At 63.1% G+C, this 20,009-nt stretch carries 22 protein-coding genes; 14 read left to right on the top strand and 8 right to left on the bottom strand.

The features are described from left to right. Nucleotides 1-7: 7 nt before the first annotated feature. From cdd to dut, 7 genes are all read left to right on the top strand, one after another. Nucleotides 8-427 carry a cytidine deaminase gene (cdd, locus tag ACOVRJ_RS13770; RefSeq protein WP_422044419.1) on the top strand — a complete coding sequence of 140 codons (420 nt, stop codon included), beginning with the start codon at nt 8-10 and terminating at the stop codon, nt 425-427. Nucleotides 428-470: 43 nt separating this feature from the next. Continuing rightward, nucleotides 471-1,322, top strand: a complete 852-nt coding sequence (locus ACOVRJ_RS13765) for a purine-nucleoside phosphorylase (RefSeq protein WP_422044418.1) — start codon at nt 471-473, stop codon at nt 1,320-1,322. Then, nucleotides 1,322-2,083, top strand: a complete 762-nt coding sequence (deoC, locus tag ACOVRJ_RS13760; protein WP_422044417.1) for a deoxyribose-phosphate aldolase — start codon at nt 1,322-1,324, stop codon at nt 2,081-2,083. Before ACOVRJ_RS13765 ends, deoC begins: the two co-directional genes overlap by 1 nt. Nucleotides 2,084-2,091: 8 nt before the next feature. Next, entirely contained in the window at nt 2,092-3,411 is a 1,320-nt protein-coding gene (deoA, locus tag ACOVRJ_RS13755) for a thymidine phosphorylase (RefSeq protein WP_422044416.1), read from the top strand. 126 nt (nt 3,412-3,537) lie between these two features. Then, on the top strand, nt 3,538-4,269 hold the full coding sequence (gene trmB, locus ACOVRJ_RS13750) for a tRNA (guanosine(46)-N7)-methyltransferase TrmB (RefSeq protein ID WP_422044415.1): 732 nt from the start codon (nt 3,538-3,540) through the stop codon (nt 4,267-4,269). 26 nt (nt 4,270-4,295) lie between these two features. Beyond that, the gene (gene coaBC / locus ACOVRJ_RS13745; protein ID WP_422044414.1) at nt 4,296-5,519 is read left to right on the top strand and encodes a bifunctional phosphopantothenoylcysteine decarboxylase/phosphopantothenate--cysteine ligase CoaBC; all 1,224 of its coding nucleotides are present in this window, start codon (nt 4,296-4,298) and stop codon (nt 5,517-5,519) included. After that, nucleotides 5,516-5,965 (top strand): dUTP diphosphatase, encoded by a 450-nt coding sequence (gene dut / locus ACOVRJ_RS13740; protein ID WP_422044413.1) that lies wholly within the window; start codon nt 5,516-5,518, stop codon nt 5,963-5,965. The genes coaBC and dut overlap by 4 nt, the downstream gene beginning before the upstream one ends. Nucleotides 5,966-5,989: 24 nt before the next feature. On the opposite strand, the gene ACOVRJ_RS13735 is transcribed toward dut, so the two are convergent. Then, nucleotides 5,990-6,511 carry an FKBP-type peptidyl-prolyl cis-trans isomerase gene (locus tag ACOVRJ_RS13735; RefSeq protein WP_422044412.1) on the bottom strand — a complete coding sequence of 174 codons (522 nt, stop codon included), beginning with the start codon at nt 6,509-6,511 and terminating at the stop codon, nt 5,990-5,992. A gap of 260 nt (nt 6,512-6,771) precedes the next feature. Between ACOVRJ_RS13735 and ACOVRJ_RS13730 the strand changes: the two genes are divergently transcribed. The 3 genes from ACOVRJ_RS13730 (at nt 6,772) to ACOVRJ_RS13720 (ending at nt 8,870) form a co-directional block, all read left to right on the top strand. Next, the gene (locus tag ACOVRJ_RS13730; RefSeq protein WP_422044411.1) at nt 6,772-7,905 is read left to right on the top strand and encodes a JmjC domain-containing protein; all 1,134 of its coding nucleotides are present in this window, start codon (nt 6,772-6,774) and stop codon (nt 7,903-7,905) included. 1 nt (nt 7,906) lies between these two features. Further along, nucleotides 7,907-8,437 carry a hypothetical protein gene (locus ACOVRJ_RS13725; RefSeq protein WP_422044410.1) on the top strand — a complete coding sequence of 177 codons (531 nt, stop codon included), beginning with the start codon at nt 7,907-7,909 and terminating at the stop codon, nt 8,435-8,437. Between the two features lie 274 nt (nt 8,438-8,711). Further along, nucleotides 8,712-8,870, top strand: a complete 159-nt coding sequence (locus tag ACOVRJ_RS13720) for a hypothetical protein (RefSeq protein ID WP_422044409.1) — start codon at nt 8,712-8,714, stop codon at nt 8,868-8,870. A gap of 71 nt (nt 8,871-8,941) precedes the next feature. Here ACOVRJ_RS13720 and ACOVRJ_RS13715 read toward each other — a convergent pair whose 3' ends face one another. From ACOVRJ_RS13715 to ACOVRJ_RS13685, 7 genes are all read right to left on the bottom strand, one after another. Continuing rightward, nucleotides 8,942-9,721, bottom strand: a complete 780-nt coding sequence (locus ACOVRJ_RS13715) for an MBL fold metallo-hydrolase (protein WP_422044408.1) — start codon at nt 9,719-9,721, stop codon at nt 8,942-8,944. Nucleotides 9,722-9,815: 94 nt separating this feature from the next. After that, a complete protein-coding gene (gene bamC / locus ACOVRJ_RS13710) occupies nt 9,816-11,015 on the bottom strand; it encodes an outer membrane protein assembly factor BamC (protein WP_422044407.1) in 1,200 nt (399 codons plus the stop codon). A 102-nt stretch (nt 11,016-11,117) separates the two neighbouring features. Further along, complete coding sequence (gene dapA / locus ACOVRJ_RS13705) at nt 11,118-11,999, bottom strand: 4-hydroxy-tetrahydrodipicolinate synthase (RefSeq protein ID WP_422044406.1); 882 nt, start codon at nt 11,997-11,999, stop codon at nt 11,118-11,120. A 30-nt stretch (nt 12,000-12,029) separates the two neighbouring features. Then, nucleotides 12,030-12,596 (bottom strand): class I SAM-dependent methyltransferase, encoded by a 567-nt coding sequence (locus ACOVRJ_RS13700; RefSeq protein ID WP_422044405.1) that lies wholly within the window; start codon nt 12,594-12,596, stop codon nt 12,030-12,032. A 5-nt stretch (nt 12,597-12,601) separates the two neighbouring features. Beyond that, nucleotides 12,602-12,730, bottom strand: a complete 129-nt coding sequence (locus ACOVRJ_RS13695) for a hypothetical protein (protein WP_422044404.1) — start codon at nt 12,728-12,730, stop codon at nt 12,602-12,604. A 31-nt stretch (nt 12,731-12,761) separates the two neighbouring features. Continuing rightward, nucleotides 12,762-13,997, bottom strand: a complete 1,236-nt coding sequence (locus ACOVRJ_RS13690) for an MFS transporter (RefSeq protein ID WP_422044403.1) — start codon at nt 13,995-13,997, stop codon at nt 12,762-12,764. Nucleotides 13,998-14,043: 46 nt separating this feature from the next. Beyond that, the gene (locus tag ACOVRJ_RS13685; protein WP_422044402.1) at nt 14,044-15,297 is read right to left on the bottom strand and encodes an amidohydrolase family protein; all 1,254 of its coding nucleotides are present in this window, start codon (nt 15,295-15,297) and stop codon (nt 14,044-14,046) included. A gap of 138 nt (nt 15,298-15,435) precedes the next feature. Here ACOVRJ_RS13685 and ACOVRJ_RS13680 point away from each other — a divergent pair, with 138 nt between their 5' ends. From ACOVRJ_RS13680 to ACOVRJ_RS13665, 4 genes are all read left to right on the top strand, one after another. Further along, entirely contained in the window at nt 15,436-17,442 is a 2,007-nt protein-coding gene (locus ACOVRJ_RS13680; protein ID WP_422044401.1) for a DNA topoisomerase IV subunit B, read from the top strand. After that, nucleotides 17,439-17,972 (top strand): GNAT family N-acetyltransferase, encoded by a 534-nt coding sequence (locus ACOVRJ_RS13675; protein ID WP_422044400.1) that lies wholly within the window; start codon nt 17,439-17,441, stop codon nt 17,970-17,972. Before ACOVRJ_RS13680 ends, ACOVRJ_RS13675 begins: the two co-directional genes overlap by 4 nt. After that, nucleotides 17,972-18,664: a lytic transglycosylase domain-containing protein gene (locus ACOVRJ_RS13670; protein ID WP_422044399.1), complete on the top strand. Its 693-nt coding sequence runs from the start codon at nt 17,972-17,974 to the stop codon at nt 18,662-18,664. Before ACOVRJ_RS13675 ends, ACOVRJ_RS13670 begins: the two co-directional genes overlap by 1 nt. Then, nucleotides 18,661-20,009: DNA topoisomerase (ATP-hydrolyzing) (locus ACOVRJ_RS13665; protein ID WP_422044398.1), on the top strand; the 1,349-nt coding region annotated here is incomplete at its 3' end. The genes ACOVRJ_RS13670 and ACOVRJ_RS13665, both read left to right, overlap by 4 nt.

Genomic DNA, 20,009 nt, shown 5'->3' with positions numbered 1-20,009 from the left:
AAGCCCTTTGAGTCTGAGTCCTGATTTGATGCAGCAACTGCTGCAGGCTTCGCTGGCCGCGCGGGTGCATTCGCATTCGCCATATTCCGGCTATGCCGTGGGCGCGGCCGTGCTGGACGAGCAGGGCCGCATCCATGTGGGTGCGAATATGGAAAACGCCGCCTATCCTCAAGGCTGGTGTGCCGAAGCCACGGCGCTCAGTGCCATGATCATGGCCGGCGGGCGCCGCGCTCAGGCGGTGCTGGTGACGGGCCCAGGCCCCGAAATCATCACGCCCTGCGGCGGCTGCCGACAAAAGCTGCGCGAGTTTGCAGGACAAGAGCTTGTCATCATTGCCAGCGATCCTTCGGGGATTCGCCAGCAGTGGACCCTGGGCGAATTGCTGCCTTTCAGCTTCGGCCCCGAGCATCTGAGCCGCAAGGCTTGATGCGTTTTGAAGAGTCATCCCAGTTTCAGTGGAGTTTAGAAAAATGATCAATCACGCCATCCTCAATCCCGCCATCGCCAGCACCGTGGCCAAGCTGAACGAGCTGTTCGGTGCCGCCCCGGCGGTTGCCGTGGTCTTGGGCTCCGGCTGGGCCGGCGCGGTCAGCCTGGTGCAAGACGCCAAGCATTTGTCCTACGCCGAGTTGCCGGCCTTCCCGCAGCCCAAGGTGGAAGGCCATGTCAACGAGATCGTCGTCGGCACGATTGGCGCCCAGCGCGTGGTGATGTTGCGCGGCCGCGCTCACACCTATGAAAGCGGCGAATGCACCGGCATGGCCGGCGCTCTGCGCAGCTTGAAGGGCTGGGGCGTTCAAGTGCTGCTGCAGACCAATGCCTCGGGTTCTTTGCGCAGCCATATGGCGCCGGGCAGCCTGATGCTGATCAGCGACCACATCAACGCGCCGCAGCGCTCGCCCTTGGTGGGCGAGCCCGGCAGCGAGCGTTTTGTCGACATGAGCTGCGCCTATGACCTGGAGCTGCGCCAGCACGCCAAGAAGGTGGCTGAGTCGCAAAACCTGACGCTGGGAGAGGGCGTGTACTGCTGGGCGCTGGGCCCACAGTTTGAAACCCCGGCCGAGATCCGCATGTTCGCCGCTTGGGGCGCTGACGCCGTGGGCATGAGCACCGTGCCCGAGACGATTTTGGCCCGCCACGCCGGCCTGCGCGTCATGGGCTTGGCCTTGATGACCAATATGGCGGCTGGCCTCTCGGAGGAAGCCTTGACCCATGCACTGACCTTGCAGCAAGCTCAGTTGTCGGGCGAGCGCGCGGCCAGCTTCCTGGGCGCCGTGGTGGCCGGCTTGGCCGAGTTGCCTTCACTGCAAGCGGGGGCATGATGACTGAGCTGAAACATGCGGCGCAGTTGGCGCTGCAATGCCTGGATCTGACCAGCCTGAACGAGGCCGATACCGCTGCCGATATCGGGGCGCTTTGCGCTCGGGCTCAAACGCCGTTTGGCAATGTGGCCGCGGTCTGCGTCTGGCCGCGCTTTGTGGCGCAGGCACGCGCTGCCTTGCCCGCGACCATCCGCGTCGCTGCCGTGGCCAATTTCCCTGACGGCGCGCTGGACCTGAACCGCACGCTGGCCGAGGTGCAAGCGATTGCCAGCGCCGGCGGTGACGAGGTCGACGTGGTCTTGCCTTACCGTGCCTTGATGCAAGGGCAGAGCGTTGAGTGCGCCGAGTTCCTGGCCGAAGTGCGCCACGCCACCCGGCCGCTGACGCTGAAGGTCATCATCGAAAGCGGAGAGTTGGCCAGCAGCGAGCTGATCGCCCAGGGCGCGCGTTTGGCCTTGATGGCTGGCGCCGACTTCGTCAAGACCAGCACCGGCAAGAGCAAGGTTTCCGCCACGCCCAAGGCGGCCGGCGTGATCCTGCGCGAAATCGCGGCGAGTGGCTTCCGCGCTGCGGGTTTCAAGGCTTCCGGCGGCATCCGCACCGTGGCCGATGCGCAGGTCTATCTGCAACTGGCCGAGCAGCACTTGGGTGCCTCCGCCTTGAACCCGCGTCGCCTGCGCTTCGGCGCCAGCGCCTTGCTGGGTGATATCGAAGCTATCTTGTCCGGCGCGCAAGCGGTGGTGACCGACGCCGCCTACTGATCGCCTCGATGCTGGCTCAGGAAATCATTCGCGCCAAGCGCGACGGTCAAGTCTTGGGCGAGCCGCAGATTCAGGCCTTTGTCCGTGGCTTGGTGGATGGCAGCTGGAGCGAGGCGCAGATCGCCGCCCTGGCCATGGCGGTGTTTCAGCGCGGCATGGGGCGCAATGAATGCGTGCAGCTGACGCGCGCCATGATGCTCTCCGGCCGCACCATGCGCTGGCCCGAGATGCCGGGCCCGGTCTTGGACAAGCATTCCAGCGGCGGCGTTGGCGACAAGGTCAGCCTGATGCTGGCGCCACTGGTGGCGGCCTGCGGCGGCTATGTGCCGATGATCTCCGGCCGGGGCCTTGGCCACACCGGCGGCACGCGCGACAAGTTCGATGCCATCCCCGGCTACAAGGGCACGCCGACGCCCGAACTCTTCACCCGCGTGGTGCGCGAGGTTGGCTGCGCGGTGATCGGCCAGACCGGCGATCTGGCCCCGGCCGATGGACGCCTCTATGCGATTCGGGATGTGACGGCCACCGTCGAAAACGTGCAGCTGATCACCGCCAGCATCTTGTCCAAAAAGCTGGCCGCCGGCCTGCAAGGCCTGGTGATGGACGTCAAATGCGGCAATGGCGCCTTTGCCGATTCGCCGCAGATGGCGCGCGAATTGGCCCTCAGCATTGTCGAAGTGGCCAAGGGCGCCGGGCTGCCAACGCGGGCGCTGATCACCGATATGAACCAAGTGCTGGGCCGCGAAGTCGGCAATGCACTGGAGATGGACGAGGCGATCCGCTATCTGACGGGGCAGGGCGTGCGCGAGGCGCGGCTGCATGAGGTGACCTTGGCGCTGGGTAGCGAGATGTTGCTGCTGGGTGGCTTGGCCAGCGATACGGCAGACGCCCGACGCCGGCTGCAACAGGCTTTGGATAGCGGTGCTGCCGCCGAGCGTTTTGCGCGCATGGTGGCCGGCTTGGGTGGCCCCAGTGATTTGCTGGAGCGCCCGCAGCACTATCTGGCGCAGGCACCCGTGCGGCTGCCGGTGCCCGCGCTTCGCAGCGGTGTGTTGACGGCCATGCGCACCCGCGACATCGGGCTCGCTGTTGTGGAGTTGGGCGGTGGTCGCCGTTGGGCCTCGGATCTGATTGATCCCCGCGTCGGCCTCTATGCCATGCGCGCCTTGGGCGAGGCGGTCGAGGCGGGCGAGGTCTTGGCCTGGGTGCATGCGGCGGACCCGGCCGCAGCCGAGCGCGCGATTGAGCAAGTCCAGGCTGCCTGCACCATCAGCGATATGGCGACCCCATTCATCGCAAGCGCTGTCGTGCTCGACCATCTGAGCTGATTCTTTCCCTACTGGCGGCTCGGGGCCAAGTGTCCCCCCAGCCGGGGCGGCTAGACTCGGGTCGGATAGACTTGCCGCCCCTCGCCAGCGAGTCTTTCTCTTTTTTCTCTTACTCATTCCAAGCCTATGTCAGAACTTCCCGAGCAGCCGGAGCCCCTCGCCCCCGCCGAATCTGCAGCGGATGCCCATAAACATCGGCCGATCAAGAGCTTTGTGGTGCGCGCCGGGCGCATGGGCTCGGGGCAGGTCAAGGCCTTGGCCGAGTTGGGCCCCAAGTTCGTGCTGCCTTTCAAACCCGAGCGACTGAATCCGGTCGAAGTATTCGGCCGCGAGGCGCCGCTGGTGTTCGAGATTGGCTTTGGCATGGGCGACGCTACCGCCAAGATCGCCCAGACCCTGGCCGACACCGATTTCATCGGCTGCGAGGTGCACGAGCCCGGCGTGGGAGCCTTGCTCAAACACATCGACGAGCGTGGCTTGAACAATATCCGCATCGTTCAACACGACGCCGTCGAGGTGTTGGAGCAGATGATTGCCCCGGCCTCGTTGGCCGGTGTGCACATCTATTTTCCTGACCCTTGGCACAAGGCGCGTCACAACAAGCGCCGCCTGATCCAGGCGCCGTTTGTGGCCAAGCTGATCCAGCACATCCGCCCCGGCGGCTATTTGCACTGCGCCACCGACTGGGAACCCTATGCCCAGCAGATGCTGGAGGTCTTGTCGGCCGAGTCGGGCTTGGAGAACACCGCCCAAGGCTTCGCCGAAAAGCCCGACTACCGCCCGCTGACCAAGTTCGAAAACCGTGGTCTGAAGCTCGGCCACGGGGTTTGGGACGTGGTGTTCCGTCGCCGCGCCTGAGCGGGGCTCTGAGCTAGAGTGCGCGCATGAGTGAACTTCAACATCTGGCCGGCAAGCACATCTTGCTGGGTCTGTCCGGCGGCATCGCCTGCTACAAGTCCGCTGAACTGGTGCGTCTGCTCAGCAAGGCGGGCGCTACCGTGCAGGTGGTGATGACCGAAGCTGCCGAGCAGTTCATCACCCCGGTGACCATGCAGGCGCTCTCCAACCGGCCGGTGGTGAGCAGCCAATGGGACGCGCGCGAACCCAACAATATGGCCCACATCAACCTCAGCCGCGAGGCGGACTTGATGCTGGTGGCGCCGGCCAGCGCCGACTTCATTGCCAAATTGGCACAGGGCCGTGCCGATGATTTGCTCAGCTTGATGGCCCTGGCGCGCCCGATCGAGCGCTGCCCACTGGCGGTTGCGCCGGCCATGAACCGCGAGATGTGGGCGCACCCGGCCACCCAGCGCAATCTGGAACAGATTCGCGCCGATGGCGCCTTCTTGCTCGGCCCCGGCAACGGCGATCAGGCTTGCGGTGAGGTCGGTGACGGCCGCATGCTGGAGGCTGCCGAACTGCTGGACGAAGTGATCGCCTTGTTCCAGCCCAAGCGGCTGGCGGGGCTGAAGCTCTTGATCAGCGCCGGGCCCACTTTTGAGCCCATCGACCCGGTGCGCGGCATTACCAATCATTCCAGCGGCAAGATGGGTTTTGCCATCGCGCGCGCCGCACGTGAAGCGGGGGCGGAGGTCACCCTGGTGGCCGGCCCGGTGCATCTGCCCACGCCGCGTGGCGTGAAGCGCATCGATGTGCAGACTGCGCAGCAGATGTTCGATGCGGTGCTGCCTCTGGCGGCCTCGCACCGCGTTTTTGTGGCCACCGCCGCTGTGGCCGATTGGCGCCCCGCAGCCGCAGCCGATCACAAGATCAAAAAAGACGGCAGCGGCCAAGCGCCCAGTATCGCGATGACGGAGAACCCGGACATTTTGGCCGCCGTGGCCGCCTTGCCGCAGGGGCCGTATTGCGTGGGCTTTGCGGCCGAGAGTCAAGACTTGGTTACGCATGGCCGCGCCAAGCTGATCCGCAAGGGCGTGCCGCTGATCGTCGGCAATATCGGACCGGCCACTTTTGGCCGCGATGACAACGCCTTGCTTTTGATCGACGCCGAGGGCGAGCGCGAGATTCCCCATAACGACAAGCTCACACTGGCGCGCGAATTGGTGCGCGGCATTGCCGAGCGTTTGCTACACACCCAACGCCCATGACCACAGTTGATCTGAAAGTGCTCGATGCCCGCATGGCCGAGCAATTGCCCGCCTATGCCACCCCCGGTAGCGCCGGCCTGGACCTGCGCGCCTGTCTGGATGCAGCCATCACCTTGGAACCCGGCCAGACCACGCTGATCCCGACCGGCTTGGCCGTTCACATCGGCGACCCGGGTCTGGCGGCCATCATCCTGCCGCGCTCCGGCCTGGGTCATAAGCACGGCATCGTGCTGGGCAATTTGGTGGGTTTGATCGACTCCGACTACCAGGGCCAGCTGATGGTCAGCTGCTGGAATCGGGGTCAGAGTGCCTTTGTGATCGAGCCGATGGAGCGCATCGCTCAATTGGTACTGGTGCCGGTGGTGCAGGCCAGCTTCCGGCTTGTCAACGACTTCGATGCCACCCAGCGTGGCGAGGGCGGCTTCGGCTCGACCGGCAAAGCTTGAGCCTTGCCCTTGAAGGCCTAGCGCTCAGTGCAACTGCGCATCCGGCGGTGCGCCGCTGGGCAGCTGAAATACCGCTTCACCCAGGCTGCCGGCTTCTAGTTCTTCGGCCGTGGCTTCGCGCACATCCAAGACCTTCAGATGCATGCGCAGGCCCACGCCGGCCAGCGGGTGGTTGCCGTCCAGCACCACATGCTCGGGGTAGACCTCGGTGACGATGTAGATGGCGTCGCGCGGCATGTCTTCGGTCACCGCGCCCTCGGGCAGTCCTTCGACTTGCATGCCGGGCTCCAACTCGGCCGGGAAGAGGCTGCGTGCTTCAAAGCAGACCAGCGAGGAATCGTAGTCACCGAAGGCATGCTCCGGCTCTAGGCCCACAATGGTTTGAAAGCCAGCTTCCTGGCCTTCCAGCGCCTCTTCAACCTTGGCGAACAGGTCTTGCCCGCCATAGAAAAACTCAAGGGCTTCGGTCAACTCATCGATCAGATGGCTTTGGGCGTCTTCTAGTCTCCAGCTGAGGGAGACGATGCAGGGGGCAGAAATTTTCATGCCGACATTGTTTCACAGGGCTTGGTGGCCCCAGGGGTCGCACCAAGAACACATCAAGGCCTTGCCCGCGTTCGCACGATGTCAAGGCTTGGGCGTCCGTTGAATCTGCGCTCAAGGCGCATGTAAGCTGCGTGTTCATCGCGTTACAGCGCAAACAAGAAAGCCGTGCCGAAGCTCGACCTCAGCGGCCTGGACTGAAGAGGGGGCGACGAGCTCTGCGACCCAGTTCCATCGGCAGCGGCTCAAGCGACAATGTGGGCATGAACATCCAAGAAAAACTGCCGCTGCTGGGCGGCCTGACGCCCGAACAATTCATGCGCCGTCACTGGCAGAAGAAGCCTTTGTTGGTGCGCCAAGCACTGCCAGGCGTTCGGTCGCCGGTCACGCGAAGCGAGTTGGCTCAGTTGGCCGCAAGCGAAGACGTTGAGTCCCGCCTGGTCAGTGCGTTCAAGGATCGTTGGGCGCTGTACCCCGGTCCGGTAGCCAAGCTGCCGCCGTACTCAAAAGCGGGTTGGACCCTGCTGGTGCAGGGCTTGGAGCAGCATGTGCCCGCCGCTGCCGAATTGCTCAATCGCTTTCGCTTTGTGCCCGAGGTCCGGCTCGACGATTTGATGATCTCCTACGCCAGCGATGGCGGCGGGGTCGGCCCGCATTTTGATTCCTACGATGTGTTCTTGATTCAGGTGCAGGGTCAGCGGCGCTGGCGCATTGGTCGCCAAGGCGTGGCCACCAGCGGTGCCTTGCGCGAGGGCGTGCCGGTCAAGTTGTTGGCGGACTTCGAGCCCGAAGAAGAGTTTGTACTGGATGCCGGCGACATGCTCTATCTGCCGCCCGGCTGGGCGCATGACGGCATTGCGGTTGGCGAGTGCATGACCTGCTCGGTGGGTTTTCGCACCCCTTGGCGCGCCGAGTTGGCCAAGGACTTGTTGAGTCGTTTGATGGACGACGAGGATCAGGCCTATGCGAATCGCATGTATGCCGATCCCAAGCAACCGGCCACGGTGACGCCCGGCTTGGTGCCCGATCAGTTGCTGGAATTCGCCCGTGATGCCGCCGAGCGTGCGCTGCGTGAACCCTTGGCTTTGGAGCGCGCCTTGGGCGAGGCGCTGACCGAGCCCAAGCCGCGCGTTTGGTTTGAAGCGGGTTCCGAGTTGCCGCCAGGGCAGGGCGTTAGCCTGGATCGACGTAGTCGCATGATGTACGACAAGGCGCATATCTTCATCAATGGTGAGTCCTTCCGCGCGGGCGGTCGTGACGCCAAATTGATGCGGGCCTTTGCCGACAGCAAGCAGCTCAGCGTCAAGCAAGTGGGGCAGCTCTCAGAGCCGGCGCGTGAATTGCTCAGCCAATGGGTTGAGGACGGCTGGGTTCAGCCCATGTCGGATCAGGCTTGAGATGATTGAGTTACAGGCTCGTCAGTTCGAAGGCCGGCGTGAGTTTCTCGACACGCTCAGACAGGCCTTGCTGCAGGCTTGTGCCGAAGATCGCACACAGCTGTATTGCTTGGATTCGAGCTTTTCTGATTGGCCCTGGTCTGATGTCGAGGTCTTGGCGGCATTGAAGCGCTGGGCTCGACCGGGCCGTCTCTTGCATCTATTGGCCGAGCAGTATGAAGATTTGGCGCGGCTTCAGCCTCGTTTCGTTCAGTGGCGGGCCACTTGGGGGCATTGCGTCCATGCCCGAGCTTATGGGCCTGAAGCGCTGGCGGCTGTCGGTCCAAGCGGTCCTGCCGCCTTGTTTTTTTGGTCTGAGGACGGGCGCCAGTTGAACGTTGCGTCAGCCTTCAGCATCAGGCTGCACGACAAGCGTCTGTGGCGGGGGGCGGCCTCGGTTGCCTTGTCTGAGGTGTCGCGCTCGAAGGACTACTTTGATGCTTTGGCGCAACGCTCTGAAGAATCCTTTGCCAGCACGACATTGGGCCTGTAAGGGCTTTCAAAAGCTAACGCTATAATTAGAGGCTAGGCGATGGAAGCGCTCGAGGTTTCCGCGTCTTGTCATGCAGAAGTTTGCAGTCTGTCGAAGCCCTTGGGTTTCGATTTGGTTGTAAAGCTTCAAAAAATTACCGGTAATTGCAATTTCGTTTAACGAATTTTGAGGATAAGTATGAACAAGTCGATCCTGTTGGCTGCTGTGTTGTCTGCTGTTGCTCTGACCGCTTGCGGCAAGAAGGAAGAAGCTCCTGCTGTCGTGGCTCCCGCTGTTGCTGAAGCCGCTTCGGCCGCTGCCAGCGCTGTTGACGCTGCTGCCGCTACTGCTGCTTCCGCTGTTGCTGCCGGCGCTGCTGACGCAGCTTCGGCTGTCGGCGCTGCTGCCGCAACTGCTGCTTCCGCAGTCAGCAAGTAATCAGACCTCGTTCTGATACTTGAAAAGCCACCGGGCGCAAGCCCGGTGGCTTTTTGCTTTTCTGGGGCCGGTTTTGGCTTCTCCGGCTCAGACGCTCAACCAGGGGTGACCTGACTGCTGATGACAAAGCAGAGCCTCGTGAGTCTCGATGTTCAGTACCTTTGCCAATGTTTGCGCGGCCAATTCGGGCCTGTTGTTGCGTTCGCTCAGATGGGCGCCCACCACATGCCGCAAGCCGGGGTGCAGGCATTGCCGCAAGAGCTCGCCGGCGGCAGTGTTGGAAAGGTGGCCATGGCTACCCAAGATGCGGCGTTTTAAGCTGGCAGGGTAATTGGAAGCACGCAGCAAGTCTTCGTCATGATTGAACTCAAGCAGCAGCGCGTGGCAAGCTTGCAAAGCTTGGATGACCCGAGTACTGGCGTGACCCAGGTCGGTGATCAAACCCAGGTGCCGAGCGCCATCGCTGCAGCGCAGATGCAGCGGCTCGTGCGCATCATGCGGCACCGCGAAGGCCTGCAGGCTCATGTCGCCCAGGCTGATTTCTTCCCCGTCGCTGAGGAAGTGCAACAAGGCCTTAGGGAAGTCAGGCTGTGCGATCGAGCGCCAGGTGCCGCGACTGGTCCACAAGGGGATCTTGTACTTCTCGGAGAGCTTCAGGGCGCAGCCGATATGGTCGCCGTGCTCATGGGTGATAAAGATGCCGTTGAGCAGCTCTGGGCTGCTGCCGGCGCGTTGTAGGCGCCGCGTCAGTTCGCGCAGACTGAAGCCACAGTCCACCAAGAGTTGGGTGTGAGTGATGCCTTGACTGGCCTCCACCAAACTCGCGTTTCCACCGCTGCCGCTTCCCAAATTACAAAAACGCATCAAAGCTTCGATTCAAAAAAGCGAGGCATGACAAAAGAAAAACGCCGCCAACCTTGCGGCTGAAACGGCGTCTTCAAGAGAGGCGGGGTCTACTCAATCAGCGCAGGTCATCCATCAGCAGATTGAGGATGCGCTTGGCATTCTCGCCGGTCTGCAGTTGGCCCTTGTCGTCGAGCACACTGACCGTGCTGCGCTCACCCTCGGACTTGACCGAGACGCGGTAGCGCGTGGCTGTCGGTGCGGTGTCCGAGCTGAAAAGACGTTGGAAGAAGTTGGGTTCTTCCTTGCCGGCCTGGTTGGGGTCGGCATAACGCAAGAAGAACAGGCCTTGCTTGCGATCGCGGTCTTCGATGGTGAAGCCGTGGCGATCCAGCGACTGGCCGACCCGGCGCCATGCGCGCTCGAAGCCTTCGTTGACCTGCAGGCTGTCCGGCACGTCGCTCAGCTTGCGTGCGACCGGCGCTGCAACTGCTGCGGCCGCGGCAGCTTGCCCGCTGGTCACCGCAGGTGCATTGGCGGCAGCGACCGCAGCCTTGGCTTGCTCTTCCTTCGCTCCCAACTTGAGCATCAGGCGAGAGAGCATCTCGGCTTCCAACTCGCGATCGGAGGGGCGTGCCTGCCAAGCCGTGTTGTCTTTTTGCGGGCCGGTGTAGACCTCTTGCATGCCTCGGTGACTGATGGTGATTTGCGTGCCGGTGCTTGAACGCTCCACGCGAGTGCGGAACATGTCCTTCTCGCCGGTGGAATAGAAGCCGTCAAAGACCTTGCCGATGGTGGCCCGAATTGCGTCTTGCGGCAGCTTGGCGCGGTTCTCGTTCCAGCTGGTTTCCATCACGCCGATCTCGGCGACTTCCTTGGTCAGCTCAAAACCACGTTCTTGCCAGAACTCGCGCAGCTGAGGCCAGAGCTGCTCGGGTGTCAGCGAGGTGCGCAGCCAGCGGTCTGCACCGTCGCGCTCCAGCTGGACATCACCGGCCGCATTCAAGGCGACGCTGGGCTTGCCTGCGCCAGGCGTGGCGTTCGCTGCTGGGTTGCTGTCAACTTTCTTCTGGAAGGCCGCCGCGCTCACCGCGCCATCGGCGCTTTGCGTGCGGTTGTTTCGGGCCAGTTGAGTCAAATCGGGCGGTACGTCCAAGCCGGTGGTCTGACGCGCGCCGCTGCGATAGTCGACCTTGTCCGAGGAGAAGGTGTTGTCGAATGAGCTGCAAGCGGTCAGCGACCCCGCCAACACCAGGCAAGCCAAGCGCACCGGGGTGGCCAAGGGGGAAACAAAAGAAGAACGGGTCACGCTAGACATCTCCGTGGCTCGGGCCGCTGGAACGCGGCCCGCTGTACATGTGGGGCAAAACTCGATGGGGGGATTAGAGCAGACTGGCGGCTCGGCCAAGCTGCCCAGCGTTCAAAGCAATCCTGCTTCTTTCATGGCTTGACCCACCAGCGCCTGACCGGCTTCGGTCAAGGGGGTGATGGGCAGGCGCATCACGTTCTGGCAACGGCCCAGGCGCGACAGCGCCCATTTTGTCGGCGCCGGGCTCGATTCGCAGAACAAGTTCTTGTGCAGACCGAGCAATTCAAAGTGGAGGCGTTTGGCTTCGCTCACATTGCCAGCCAGGGCGGCACGGCAGAGCTCGCTCATGGCGCGGGGGGCGATGTTGGCAGTCACGCTGACATTGCCATGGCCGCCCAGCAGCATCAAGGCAATCGCGGTGCCATCGTCACCCGAGTAGATCGAAAAGCCCTTGGGCGCGTGCTTGATCAGATAGGCCGCGCGCTCGATATTGCCGGTCGCTTCCTTGATGCCAAACACACCCGGCAGCTGGGCGCAGCGCAGCGTGGTTTCGGGCTGCATATCGGCCACGGTGCGGCCGGGCACGTTGTAGAGCATCATGGGGATGTCCACGGCCTCGGCAATCGCCTTGTAGTGCTGATAGATGCCTTCTTGCGAGGGCTTGTTGTAGTAGGGCACGACGGACAAGGTGCAGTCGGCGCCGACTTCCTTGGCGTAACGGCTCAATTCGATGGCTTCGGCGGTGCAATTGGCGCCAGTGCCGGCCATGATGGTGACGCGGCCCGCAGCATGCTCGACCGCAGCGCGGATGACCTCGCGGTTTTCTTCCATGCTGACGGTGGGCGACTCACCGGTGGTGCCGACCACGCAGACGCAGCTGGTGCCCTCGGCGATGTGCCAGTCGATCAGTTTGCGCAGCGTGGGGTAATCGATGCTGCCGTCTTCTTGCATCGGTGTCACCAAGGCGACGATGCTGCCAACAAGTCCGTTCATTGCGAGTTCCTATTTATCCGACGATTCTACTCAGGCCAAGGAAGTCTCGGCCTGGTCGAGCGTGTAGCGCTGGAAATCCCCGTCCGGCGTCTCTCGAACCGCAGCAACGCGCTGCACGAAGCGGGGGTTGACCGCCATCGCTTCAAAACCGTCCTCAAAGGCCACGATGCTGAGCCCGGCGCAAGCATCGAGCAACTCGCCGGTCTTCAGCAAGAACTCAGGCCGGGCCGGCCGGCCTATGCTTTGTTGGCCTTGCGCAAAGGTTTCGTAAATCAGCCAGCCGCCGGGAGCGACAGCCGCTTTGATGCGCGGGATCAGCGGGCGCCAGAGGTAGTTGGTGACCAGCACCAGGTCGAACTGGCGTTCGCCCAGCGGCCAAGGGCCGGACTCGATATCGGCCGTGATGATCTCGGCCAGGTTTTCCAGCCCGGCCGTGGCCTGAGCATCGATGTCCACGCCGGTGACCCTCATGCCTTGGCCGGCCAGGTATTTCACATGGCGGCCGCTGCCGCAGGCCAGATCCAGTGCGGTGGCGCCTGGGCGCATCGCTTGCGCCCAGCGCAGCAGCCATTTGGAAGGGGGAGTCGAGGTACTCATCAATTTCAGAAACAGGCCCAAATCTGCTCAGACAGCTGAACCATCAGGCCGGGTTGAAGATAGGCCACAAACACCAGGGCCAGAGCCAACAAGCAGAGGCTCCAAATCAAGAAGCGAAGGCCTTTGCCGCGCATATTCTCGTCCTGGCTAGTTAGAGCGGCCACCCTACATGGCGGGCGCAGCGCCGCGGGTCGGCCTGACGATGGCCGTTTCGCGCACCGGCAGATTCACCAAGGCCGCTATCACGCCCAGCGCCACGGCCAACCACCAGACCACGTCATAGCTGCCGGTCGTGTCAAAGAGCCGCCCGCCCAGCCAGACGCCCAAGAAGCTCCCAATCTGGTGGCTCAAGAACACAAAGCCACTCAGCATGGACATGTGCTGCAGGCCGAACATCTGGGCCAACACCGCATTGGTGGGCGGAATGGTGGAGAGCCACAGCAAGCCCATCACGCCAGAGAACACATAGACCGAAGCAGGCGTCAGCGGCAAAACCAAAAACAGCACGATGGCGACCGAGCGCAGGGCGTAGATGCAAGACAGGATGTAGCGCTTTGGGAAACGCTGCCCCAGGGCGCCTGCGGCATAGGTGCCGAAGACATTGAAGAGGCCGATCAAGGCCAGGGCGTAGGTGGCCACCTGCGGGCTCAAGCCTTGGTCCTTCAGGTAACTGGGCATGTGAACGCCAATGAAAACGACCTGAAAGCCGCAGACAAAATAGCCCGCCATCAAAAGCTGAAAGCTGCGGTAGCCAAAAGCCTCGCGCAGGGCTTGCATGATGCTTTGCGAATGACCCTGCGGCGCTGCTGCGCGCGCCGGTTCGCGCAAGCCAAAGGCCAGCGGCACGATGATCAAGGCCGCGCAGGCCAGAATGAACAAGGCGTTTTGCCAGCCGCTGCTGGCGATCAGCCAGTTTTCCACCGGCACCATCAAGAATTGCCCGAAGGAGCCAGCCGCAGCCGCCACCCCCATGGCCCAGCTGCGTTTTTCGGCTGCCACATTGCGGCCAATCACGCCGTAAATCACCGCATAGGTGGTGCCCGACTGCGCAATCCCGATCAAGAGCCCAGCGCTGCCGGTGAAGGCCAGGCCCGAGGTCGAAAGCGCCATCAAGACCAGGCCCAGGGCATACAAAACGCCCCCGACCATCAAGACGCGGAAGGGCCCAAAACGGTCCGCCAGCATGCCGGTGAAGGGGCCGGCAATGCCCCAGGCGATGTTTTGAATGGCCAGCGCAAAGGCAAAGGTCTCACGCGTCCAGCCCCGGTCCATGGTGATGGGCTGCAGCCACAGGCCAAAGCCGTGGCGTATGCCCATGGACACGGTCACGATCAGGGCGCCGCAGAGCAGCACCTGGAACATCGACAGTGTTGCTCTGTCCTGGCCTTCGGTCTTTTCCATGCTTTGCAATGTAGCCAAGTTCTGCCGGGTCGGTCGGTCGATGCCGTCAAGGCGTGCTCAAAACCCGTCCTTGCTTGACGCGCAGCTGAATGCGATTCAGCACGTCCAGATCGTTCAAGGGATTGCCTGCCAGCAACAAAAAGCTGGCTTCGCAGCCCGATTCAAAGCAACCCAGGCGACGTTTGGGGAACAGGGCATGCGGCGTCTCGATGCTGGCGATGCGCAGCAGGGTGGCGCGGTCCAGTGCCGCCAATCCGTCCAGATGGCGCAGCTCGGCCAAAGCCGTGCCGTTGAAGAGGTCTGAACCCAGCAGCAGGGGCACGCCGGCGGCTTTCAGTGTTTGCAAGTTCTCGGCTTGCAGGCGCCGCACCGCCGCTTGGCTGTCGACCGGCATTCGGAACAGGGTGCTTGAAACGGTGGCGGTGATCACCGCCACCTTGCGTTTTGTGGCCTCGGCGGCCGCCTCCGGGCTGATTCGGTAGGCCTCGGGGCTCACGCCCTCGTGGAAGACATAGCCCGGTAAATGGGCCAGCCAATCAACCCCGGACTGCACCGCTAGGCTGAAGTCGGCCGCCGTGTCTACATGGGCCAGCACACGCAGACCGTCCTGGTGGGCGCGCTTGGCAATGGCCGGCACCAGCTCGGGCTTGAGGCCCAGGCGACCCAGCTGCTTGGGGTCGTTGCGCAAGTCGGGGCTTTCGCTGCGGCTGATCATCAGCTTGACTAGATCAGTCTTGCGCGGCGCCACCAGCGGCCACTTTTGGTTCAGCTGCTCGGCTGTGTCGATCAGCAGCAAGGCCTTGTCGGCGAAGTCTTCCAGTTTCGGCTTGGGCGCCCCAGCGCCTGGGTCCTCGGCCAGCAACTGAGCCAAGGGCATGCCGTCGGACGAGGTGATGCAAGCGCTGGTGAACAAGACATCCGGGCCGGGCGCTTGCGCGGCCAGGCTGCGCGCTGCCGCCACGCCCTTGGGTTCGCCGCATTGCATGGCGGCGTAGAACACGCCGTCGCGCAGGTAGTTGTTGGCGTAGCGCCCCCAGCCCCAGGCGTTTTGCAAATTGTGGTTGTGCGCCTCAGCCAAGGGCGGCAGCAGGAACTGGCCCTGCAAGTCCATGCGCCGCTGTGGCTTGGGGATTTTTTGATTCGTGAACTTGCCTTCCTTGACGTAGAGCGTGCCTTTGCGAAAGCCCTTGCCGTCAAACCACTGGGCGTTTTTCAGCTCCATGGTCAGGGCTGGTCCTGCGGTGTAGCGGCTGGCGTCGGCTTGAGCGCTGGCTGGCGTGGGCGCCAGGCTCACAGTCATGGCAAAGGCCAATATGGCCATGGGACCCGCCCAGGGGTGCCGAGGTTGTGAGGAAAGTTCAAAAGCAAGACTCATAGGCTCGTCATGCTAGCGGGTGTTGGGGAGGGGCCCCGGTGCAGCCGCCTAGAATCCCGCCCCATGGCGACCAGCAAAGCATCCTCTTCCTCCTCCAGCAATACCCCGACCCTCGGCTCCTATGGCGAGGGTTCGATCCGCGTGCTCAAGGGCTTGGAGCCCGTCAAGCAGCGGCCGGGCATGTATACCCGCACCGACAACCCCTTGCACACGATCCAGGAAGTGATCGACAACGCGGCCGACGAGGCCTTGGCCGGTTTCGGCAAGCGCATCGACCTGATCCAGCACAGCGACGGCTCGGTGTCGATTGCCGACGATGGCCGCGGTATTCCCTTCGGCCTGCACCCCGAAGAAGGCGTGCCGGTGGTCGAGATCGTCTTCACCCGTCTGCATGCCGGCGGCAAGTTCGACAAGGGCTCGGGCGGCGCCTACAGCTTCTCGGGCGGCCTGCACGGCGTTGGCGTCAGCGTTACCAATGCCTTGGCCAAGCGCTTGGAAGTGACCGTCTGGCGCGGCGGCGAGGTGGCCACGCTGGCCTTTGAGAACGGCGATGTGGTCGAGGCCGTGGCGGTGCGCAAGGCCGAACGCGGCGACCGCAAGCAGGGCACGACGGTGCGCGTCTGGCCCGATGCCAAGTATTTTGAGAGCGCTGACCTGCCCAAGAACGAGTTGGTGCATTTGCTGCGCAGCAAGGCGGTGCTGATGCCGGGCGTCATCGTCACGCTGACGAATGAGAAGTCCGGTGATGTGCAGACCTGGTCTTACAAGGGCGGCCTGCGCGACTATCTGCAGCAGACCTTGACGGCCGAGCCGCTGATCCCGCTGTTCGAAGGCGAACAATATGCCGGTCGCAGCGAGACCGAGAACTTCGCCGAAGGCGAGGGCGCCGCCTGGTGCGTGGCCTTCACCGAAGAGGGTCAGACCATGCGCGAAAGCTATGTCAACCTGATCCCCACGGTGGCAGGCGGCACGCATGAGTCGGGTCTCAAAGACGGCCTGTTCGGTGCCATCAAGAGCTTTATCGAGCTGCACAGCCTCTTGCCCAAGGGCGTCAAGCTGATGCCCGACGATGTGTTCTCGCGCGCTTCCTTTGTGCTCTCGGCCAAGGTGCTGGATCCGCAATTCCAAGGCCAGACCAAGGAGCGCCTAAACAGCCGCGACGCGCTGCGTTTGGTCTCCACCTATGTGAAGCCGGGTCTGGAGCTGTGGCTGAACCAGCATGTGGAGTTTGGCAAGAAGCTGGCCGAGCTGGTCATCAAGCAGGCGCAGACCCGCCAGCGCGCCTCGCAAAAAGTCGAGAAGCGCAAGGGCTCCGGCGTGGCGGTGTTGCCCGGCAAATTGACCGATTGCGAAAGCCGCGATCTGCTGCACAACGAGATCTTCCTGGTCGAGGGCGACTCGGCCGGTGGCAGCGCCAAGATGGGCCGCAACAAAGAAACCCAGGCCATCCTGCCGCTGCGCGGCAAGGTGCTCAACACCTGGGAAGTGGAACGCGACCGTCTGTTCGCCAATAACGAAATCCACGACATCTCGGTGGCTCTTGGCGTGGACCCGCATGGCAAGAACGACTCGCCCGATTTGAGCGGCCTGCGCTACGGCAAGGTCTGCATCCTCTCGGACGCGGACGTGGACGGCTCGCACATCCAGGTGCTGCTCTTGACCCTGTTCTTCCGTCACTTCCCCAAGCTGGTGGAAGCCGGCCACATCTTCGTGGCGCGCCCGCCGCTGTACCGGGTGGATGCACCGGCCCGTGGCAAAAAGCCCGCCGCCAAGATCTATGCGCTGGACGAGGGCGAGCTGACCGCCACGTTGGACAAGCTACGCAAGGAAGGCGCCCGTGAAGGCTCCTGGAGCATCAGCCGCTTCAAAGGCCTGGGCGAGATGAGCGCGACGCAGTTGTGGGACACCACGCTGAACCCCGAGACTCGGCGACTCAGCACCATCACCTACGGTCAGCTCGATTTGGCCGAGACCGAGGTGGCGATCAACAAGCTGATGGGCAAGGGCGAGGCGTCATCCCGCCGGGAGTTGATGGAGATTCACGGCGACTCGGTGGAAGTCGATATATGAGCACGCCGCGAGTCCATCTGCGTCCGACCATGTTGTCGGACCTGGACTTTGTGGTCTCGGTGGAGCAAGACGGCAGCAACCGGCCCTTCATCACGCCTTGGGAGCGCACCCAGCATGAAGGCGCGGTGCGTTTTCCAGACTTTCGCCACTTCATCATCGAGGCGGGGCCGGACTCGGCGCGCGCCGGCTTTGTGATCTTTCAAGGCTGCCGCAATCCGCATGGGTCGGTTGAACTGAAGCGCATCGTCTTGGCACCCAAGGGGCAAGGCCTGGGCCGGGCCTGCGTGCGCTTGTTGAAAAAGCTGGCCTTCACGCAGCTGCATGCCCATCGCTTTTGGCTGGATGTGAAGGCGCTCGATACCCGAGCACTCAAGCTCTACGCCAGCGAGGGCTTTGTGGAAGAGGGCCGTTTGCGCGAAAGCGTGCGGGTCAATTGGGATGGCGCCGATGGTTACGACAGCCTGATCGTCATGTCCATGCTGGACCGCGAGTACCAAGCCCGCCTGGCCTTGGGCGAGGAGGGCGAGTGATGTCGGCCCGTTATGCGATGGCTGCCGCTCTTCTTTGGTTTGCCTTGCCGGTGCAAGCTGAGCTTTGGGGTTATGTCGATGCCCAAGGCACGGCACATCTGGCCACGCGCCAAATTGATGGCGCTTACAACTTGGTGCTGGGTTCGGCCGAGGCTGGCCACGGTCGTGTGCCGGGCAAGCAAGACAGCAGTCGTCATTTGCTGACCTGGCTGGAGATCGCCCCCGAGGTCAAATCGGTGCAGCCTTATCTGCGCGAGGCCGCTGCGCTAACCGGCGTGGACATGGCCTTGCTGAAGGCGGTGATCACGGTGGAGTCGGGTTACAAGCGCGATGCGGTGTCGCCGCGGGGCGCCATCGGGCTGATGCAAATCACGCCCGCAGCGGCGACCCGCTATGCCAGCCTGAGCGAGCGTCTTCGCCCGGTGGAGGAACGATTGCTAGACCCGCGCATCAATGTCTTGACCGGCGCGCGCATGCTCGCCGATTTGATCAAACGATTTGGCCGCATTGACGCGGCCTTGGCGGCTTGGAACGCCGGCGAAGGCGCGGTGCGCCGCGCGGGTGGCGTGGTGCCGCCCTATGACGAAACCCAAGCCCATGTTCATCTGGTGCTGGAGCTGTACTGGGTCTTGCTGCAACACAGCATGCCCGCTCGAGCCCAGCACCTGTCGATTCACTCTGACAAACCATGACTCAGCAGACCTCGATTTTTGACGCCCCGCCGCCCAGCGATGACCCCGATGCCTTGACTCTGGGCCATTACGCCGAGCGAGCCTATCTGGAGTACGCCCTCAGCGTGGTCAAGGGCCGCGCCTTGCCCGATGTCTGCGATGGCCAAAAGCCGGTGCAGCGCCGCATTCTGTATTCGATGGAGCGCATGGGCCTGGCCTTTACCGGCACGGCCGGCGCCAAGCCGGTCAAGGGCGCCCGTGTGGTCGGTGATGTGCTGGGCCGCTTCCATCCGCACGGCGACCAGTCGGTCTACGACGCCTTGGTGCGCATGGCGCAGGACTTCTCGCAGCGCTATCCGCTGATCGACGGCCAGGGTAATTTCGGCAGCCGCGATGGCGACGGCGCGGCGGCCATGCGTTACACCGAAGCGCGCTTGGCGCCGATTGCGCGCCTGCTGCTCGATGAGATCGACGAAGGCACGGTGGACTTCGCGCCCAACTACGACGGCTCCACCGAAGAGCCACGCCAGCTGCCGGCGCGCTTGCCTTTTGTGCTCTTGAACGGCGCGAGCGGCATTGCCGTGGGCATGGCCACCGAGGTGCCCAGCCACAATCTGCGCGAAGTGGCGGCGGCTGCCGTGGCCCTGCTGAAGAACGAGAACCTCAGCGACGAAGACCTGTTCACCTTGCTGCCCGGCCCGGACTATCCGGGCGGCGGCCAGCTGATCAGTTCGGCGGAAGACATTCGCGCAGCCTATCAAAGTGGGCGCGGCAGCATGAAGTTGCGCGCGCGTTGGAAGATCGAAGACCTGGCCCGCGGTCAGTGGCAATTGATCGTCACCGAGTTGCCGCATGGCACCAGCAGCCAAAAGGTGCTGGAAGAGATTGAAGAGCTGTCCAACCCCAAGGTCAAGGCCGGTAAAAAGGCGCTCAGCCAAGAGCAACTGCAGCTCAAGGCCAGCCTTTTGGCAGTCTTGGACGGGGTGCGCGACGAGTCCAGCAAGGACGCGCCGGTGCGCCTGGTCTTTGAGCCCAAGAGCCGGACGGTGGAGCAGCAAGACCTGATCACCACGCTTTTGGCGCACACCAGCTTGGAGACCTCGGCCTCGATCAATATGACCATGATCGGCGCTGACGGCCGGCCCACGCTGAAGAGCATGCGCCAGATTCTCAGCGAATGGCTGGGCTACCGCCAGCAGACCGTGCTGCGCCGCACCCAGCATCGCTTGGCCAAGGTGCTGGATCGCATCCATGTGCTGGAAGGCCGGCAGCTGGTGCTGCTCAATATCGACGAGGTCATCCGCATCATCCGCAACAGCGATGAGCCCAAGGCCGCGTTGATCGAGCGCTTCAAGCTCAGCGATCG

Origin of the sequence: Roseateles sp., from assembly GCF_049240545.1 — a bacterium.
GTDB lineage: Bacteria > Pseudomonadota > Gammaproteobacteria > Burkholderiales > Burkholderiaceae_C > Paucibacter_A.
The sequence above is the reverse complement of the archived record's forward strand: the minus strand, read 5'-3'. Positions and strand labels throughout refer to the sequence as shown.

Excerpts from the sequence above, each read along its gene's own strand:
- ACOVRJ_RS13725 (WP_422044410.1), top strand. The coding sequence starts at position 7,907 with ATGATTGAGTTACAGGCTCGTCAGTTCGAAGGCCGGCGTGAGTTTCTC.
- ACOVRJ_RS13765 (WP_422044418.1), top strand. The coding sequence starts at position 471 with ATGATCAATCACGCCATCCTCAATCCCGCCATCGCCAGCACCGTGGCC.
- deoA (WP_422044416.1), top strand. The coding sequence starts at position 2,092 with ATGCTGGCTCAGGAAATCATTCGCGCCAAGCGCGACGGTCAAGTCTTG.
- ACOVRJ_RS13735 (WP_422044412.1), bottom strand. The coding sequence starts at position 6,511 with ATGAAAATTTCTGCCCCCTGCATCGTCTCCCTCAGCTGGAGACTAGAA.
- ACOVRJ_RS13700 (WP_422044405.1), bottom strand. The coding sequence starts at position 12,596 with ATGAGTACCTCGACTCCCCCTTCCAAATGGCTGCTGCGCTGGGCGCAA.
- deoC (WP_422044417.1), top strand. The coding sequence starts at position 1,322 with ATGACTGAGCTGAAACATGCGGCGCAGTTGGCGCTGCAATGCCTGGAT.
- ACOVRJ_RS13730 (WP_422044411.1), top strand. The coding sequence starts at position 6,772 with ATGAACATCCAAGAAAAACTGCCGCTGCTGGGCGGCCTGACGCCCGAA.
- trmB (WP_422044415.1), top strand. The coding sequence starts at position 3,538 with ATGTCAGAACTTCCCGAGCAGCCGGAGCCCCTCGCCCCCGCCGAATCT.
- ACOVRJ_RS13690 (WP_422044403.1), bottom strand. The coding sequence starts at position 13,997 with ATGGAAAAGACCGAAGGCCAGGACAGAGCAACACTGTCGATGTTCCAG.
- ACOVRJ_RS13685 (WP_422044402.1), bottom strand. The coding sequence starts at position 15,297 with ATGACTGTGAGCCTGGCGCCCACGCCAGCCAGCGCTCAAGCCGACGCC.
- dapA (WP_422044406.1), bottom strand. The coding sequence starts at position 11,999 with ATGAACGGACTTGTTGGCAGCATCGTCGCCTTGGTGACACCGATGCAA.
- ACOVRJ_RS13675 (WP_422044400.1), top strand. The coding sequence starts at position 17,439 with ATGAGCACGCCGCGAGTCCATCTGCGTCCGACCATGTTGTCGGACCTG.
- ACOVRJ_RS13670 (WP_422044399.1), top strand. The coding sequence starts at position 17,972 with ATGTCGGCCCGTTATGCGATGGCTGCCGCTCTTCTTTGGTTTGCCTTG.
- ACOVRJ_RS13695 (WP_422044404.1), bottom strand. The coding sequence starts at position 12,730 with ATGCGCGGCAAAGGCCTTCGCTTCTTGATTTGGAGCCTCTGCTTGTTG.
- coaBC (WP_422044414.1), top strand. The coding sequence starts at position 4,296 with ATGAGTGAACTTCAACATCTGGCCGGCAAGCACATCTTGCTGGGTCTG.
- dut (WP_422044413.1), top strand. The coding sequence starts at position 5,516 with ATGACCACAGTTGATCTGAAAGTGCTCGATGCCCGCATGGCCGAGCAA.
- ACOVRJ_RS13680 (WP_422044401.1), top strand. The coding sequence starts at position 15,436 with ATGGCGACCAGCAAAGCATCCTCTTCCTCCTCCAGCAATACCCCGACC.
- bamC (WP_422044407.1), bottom strand. The coding sequence starts at position 11,015 with ATGTCTAGCGTGACCCGTTCTTCTTTTGTTTCCCCCTTGGCCACCCCG.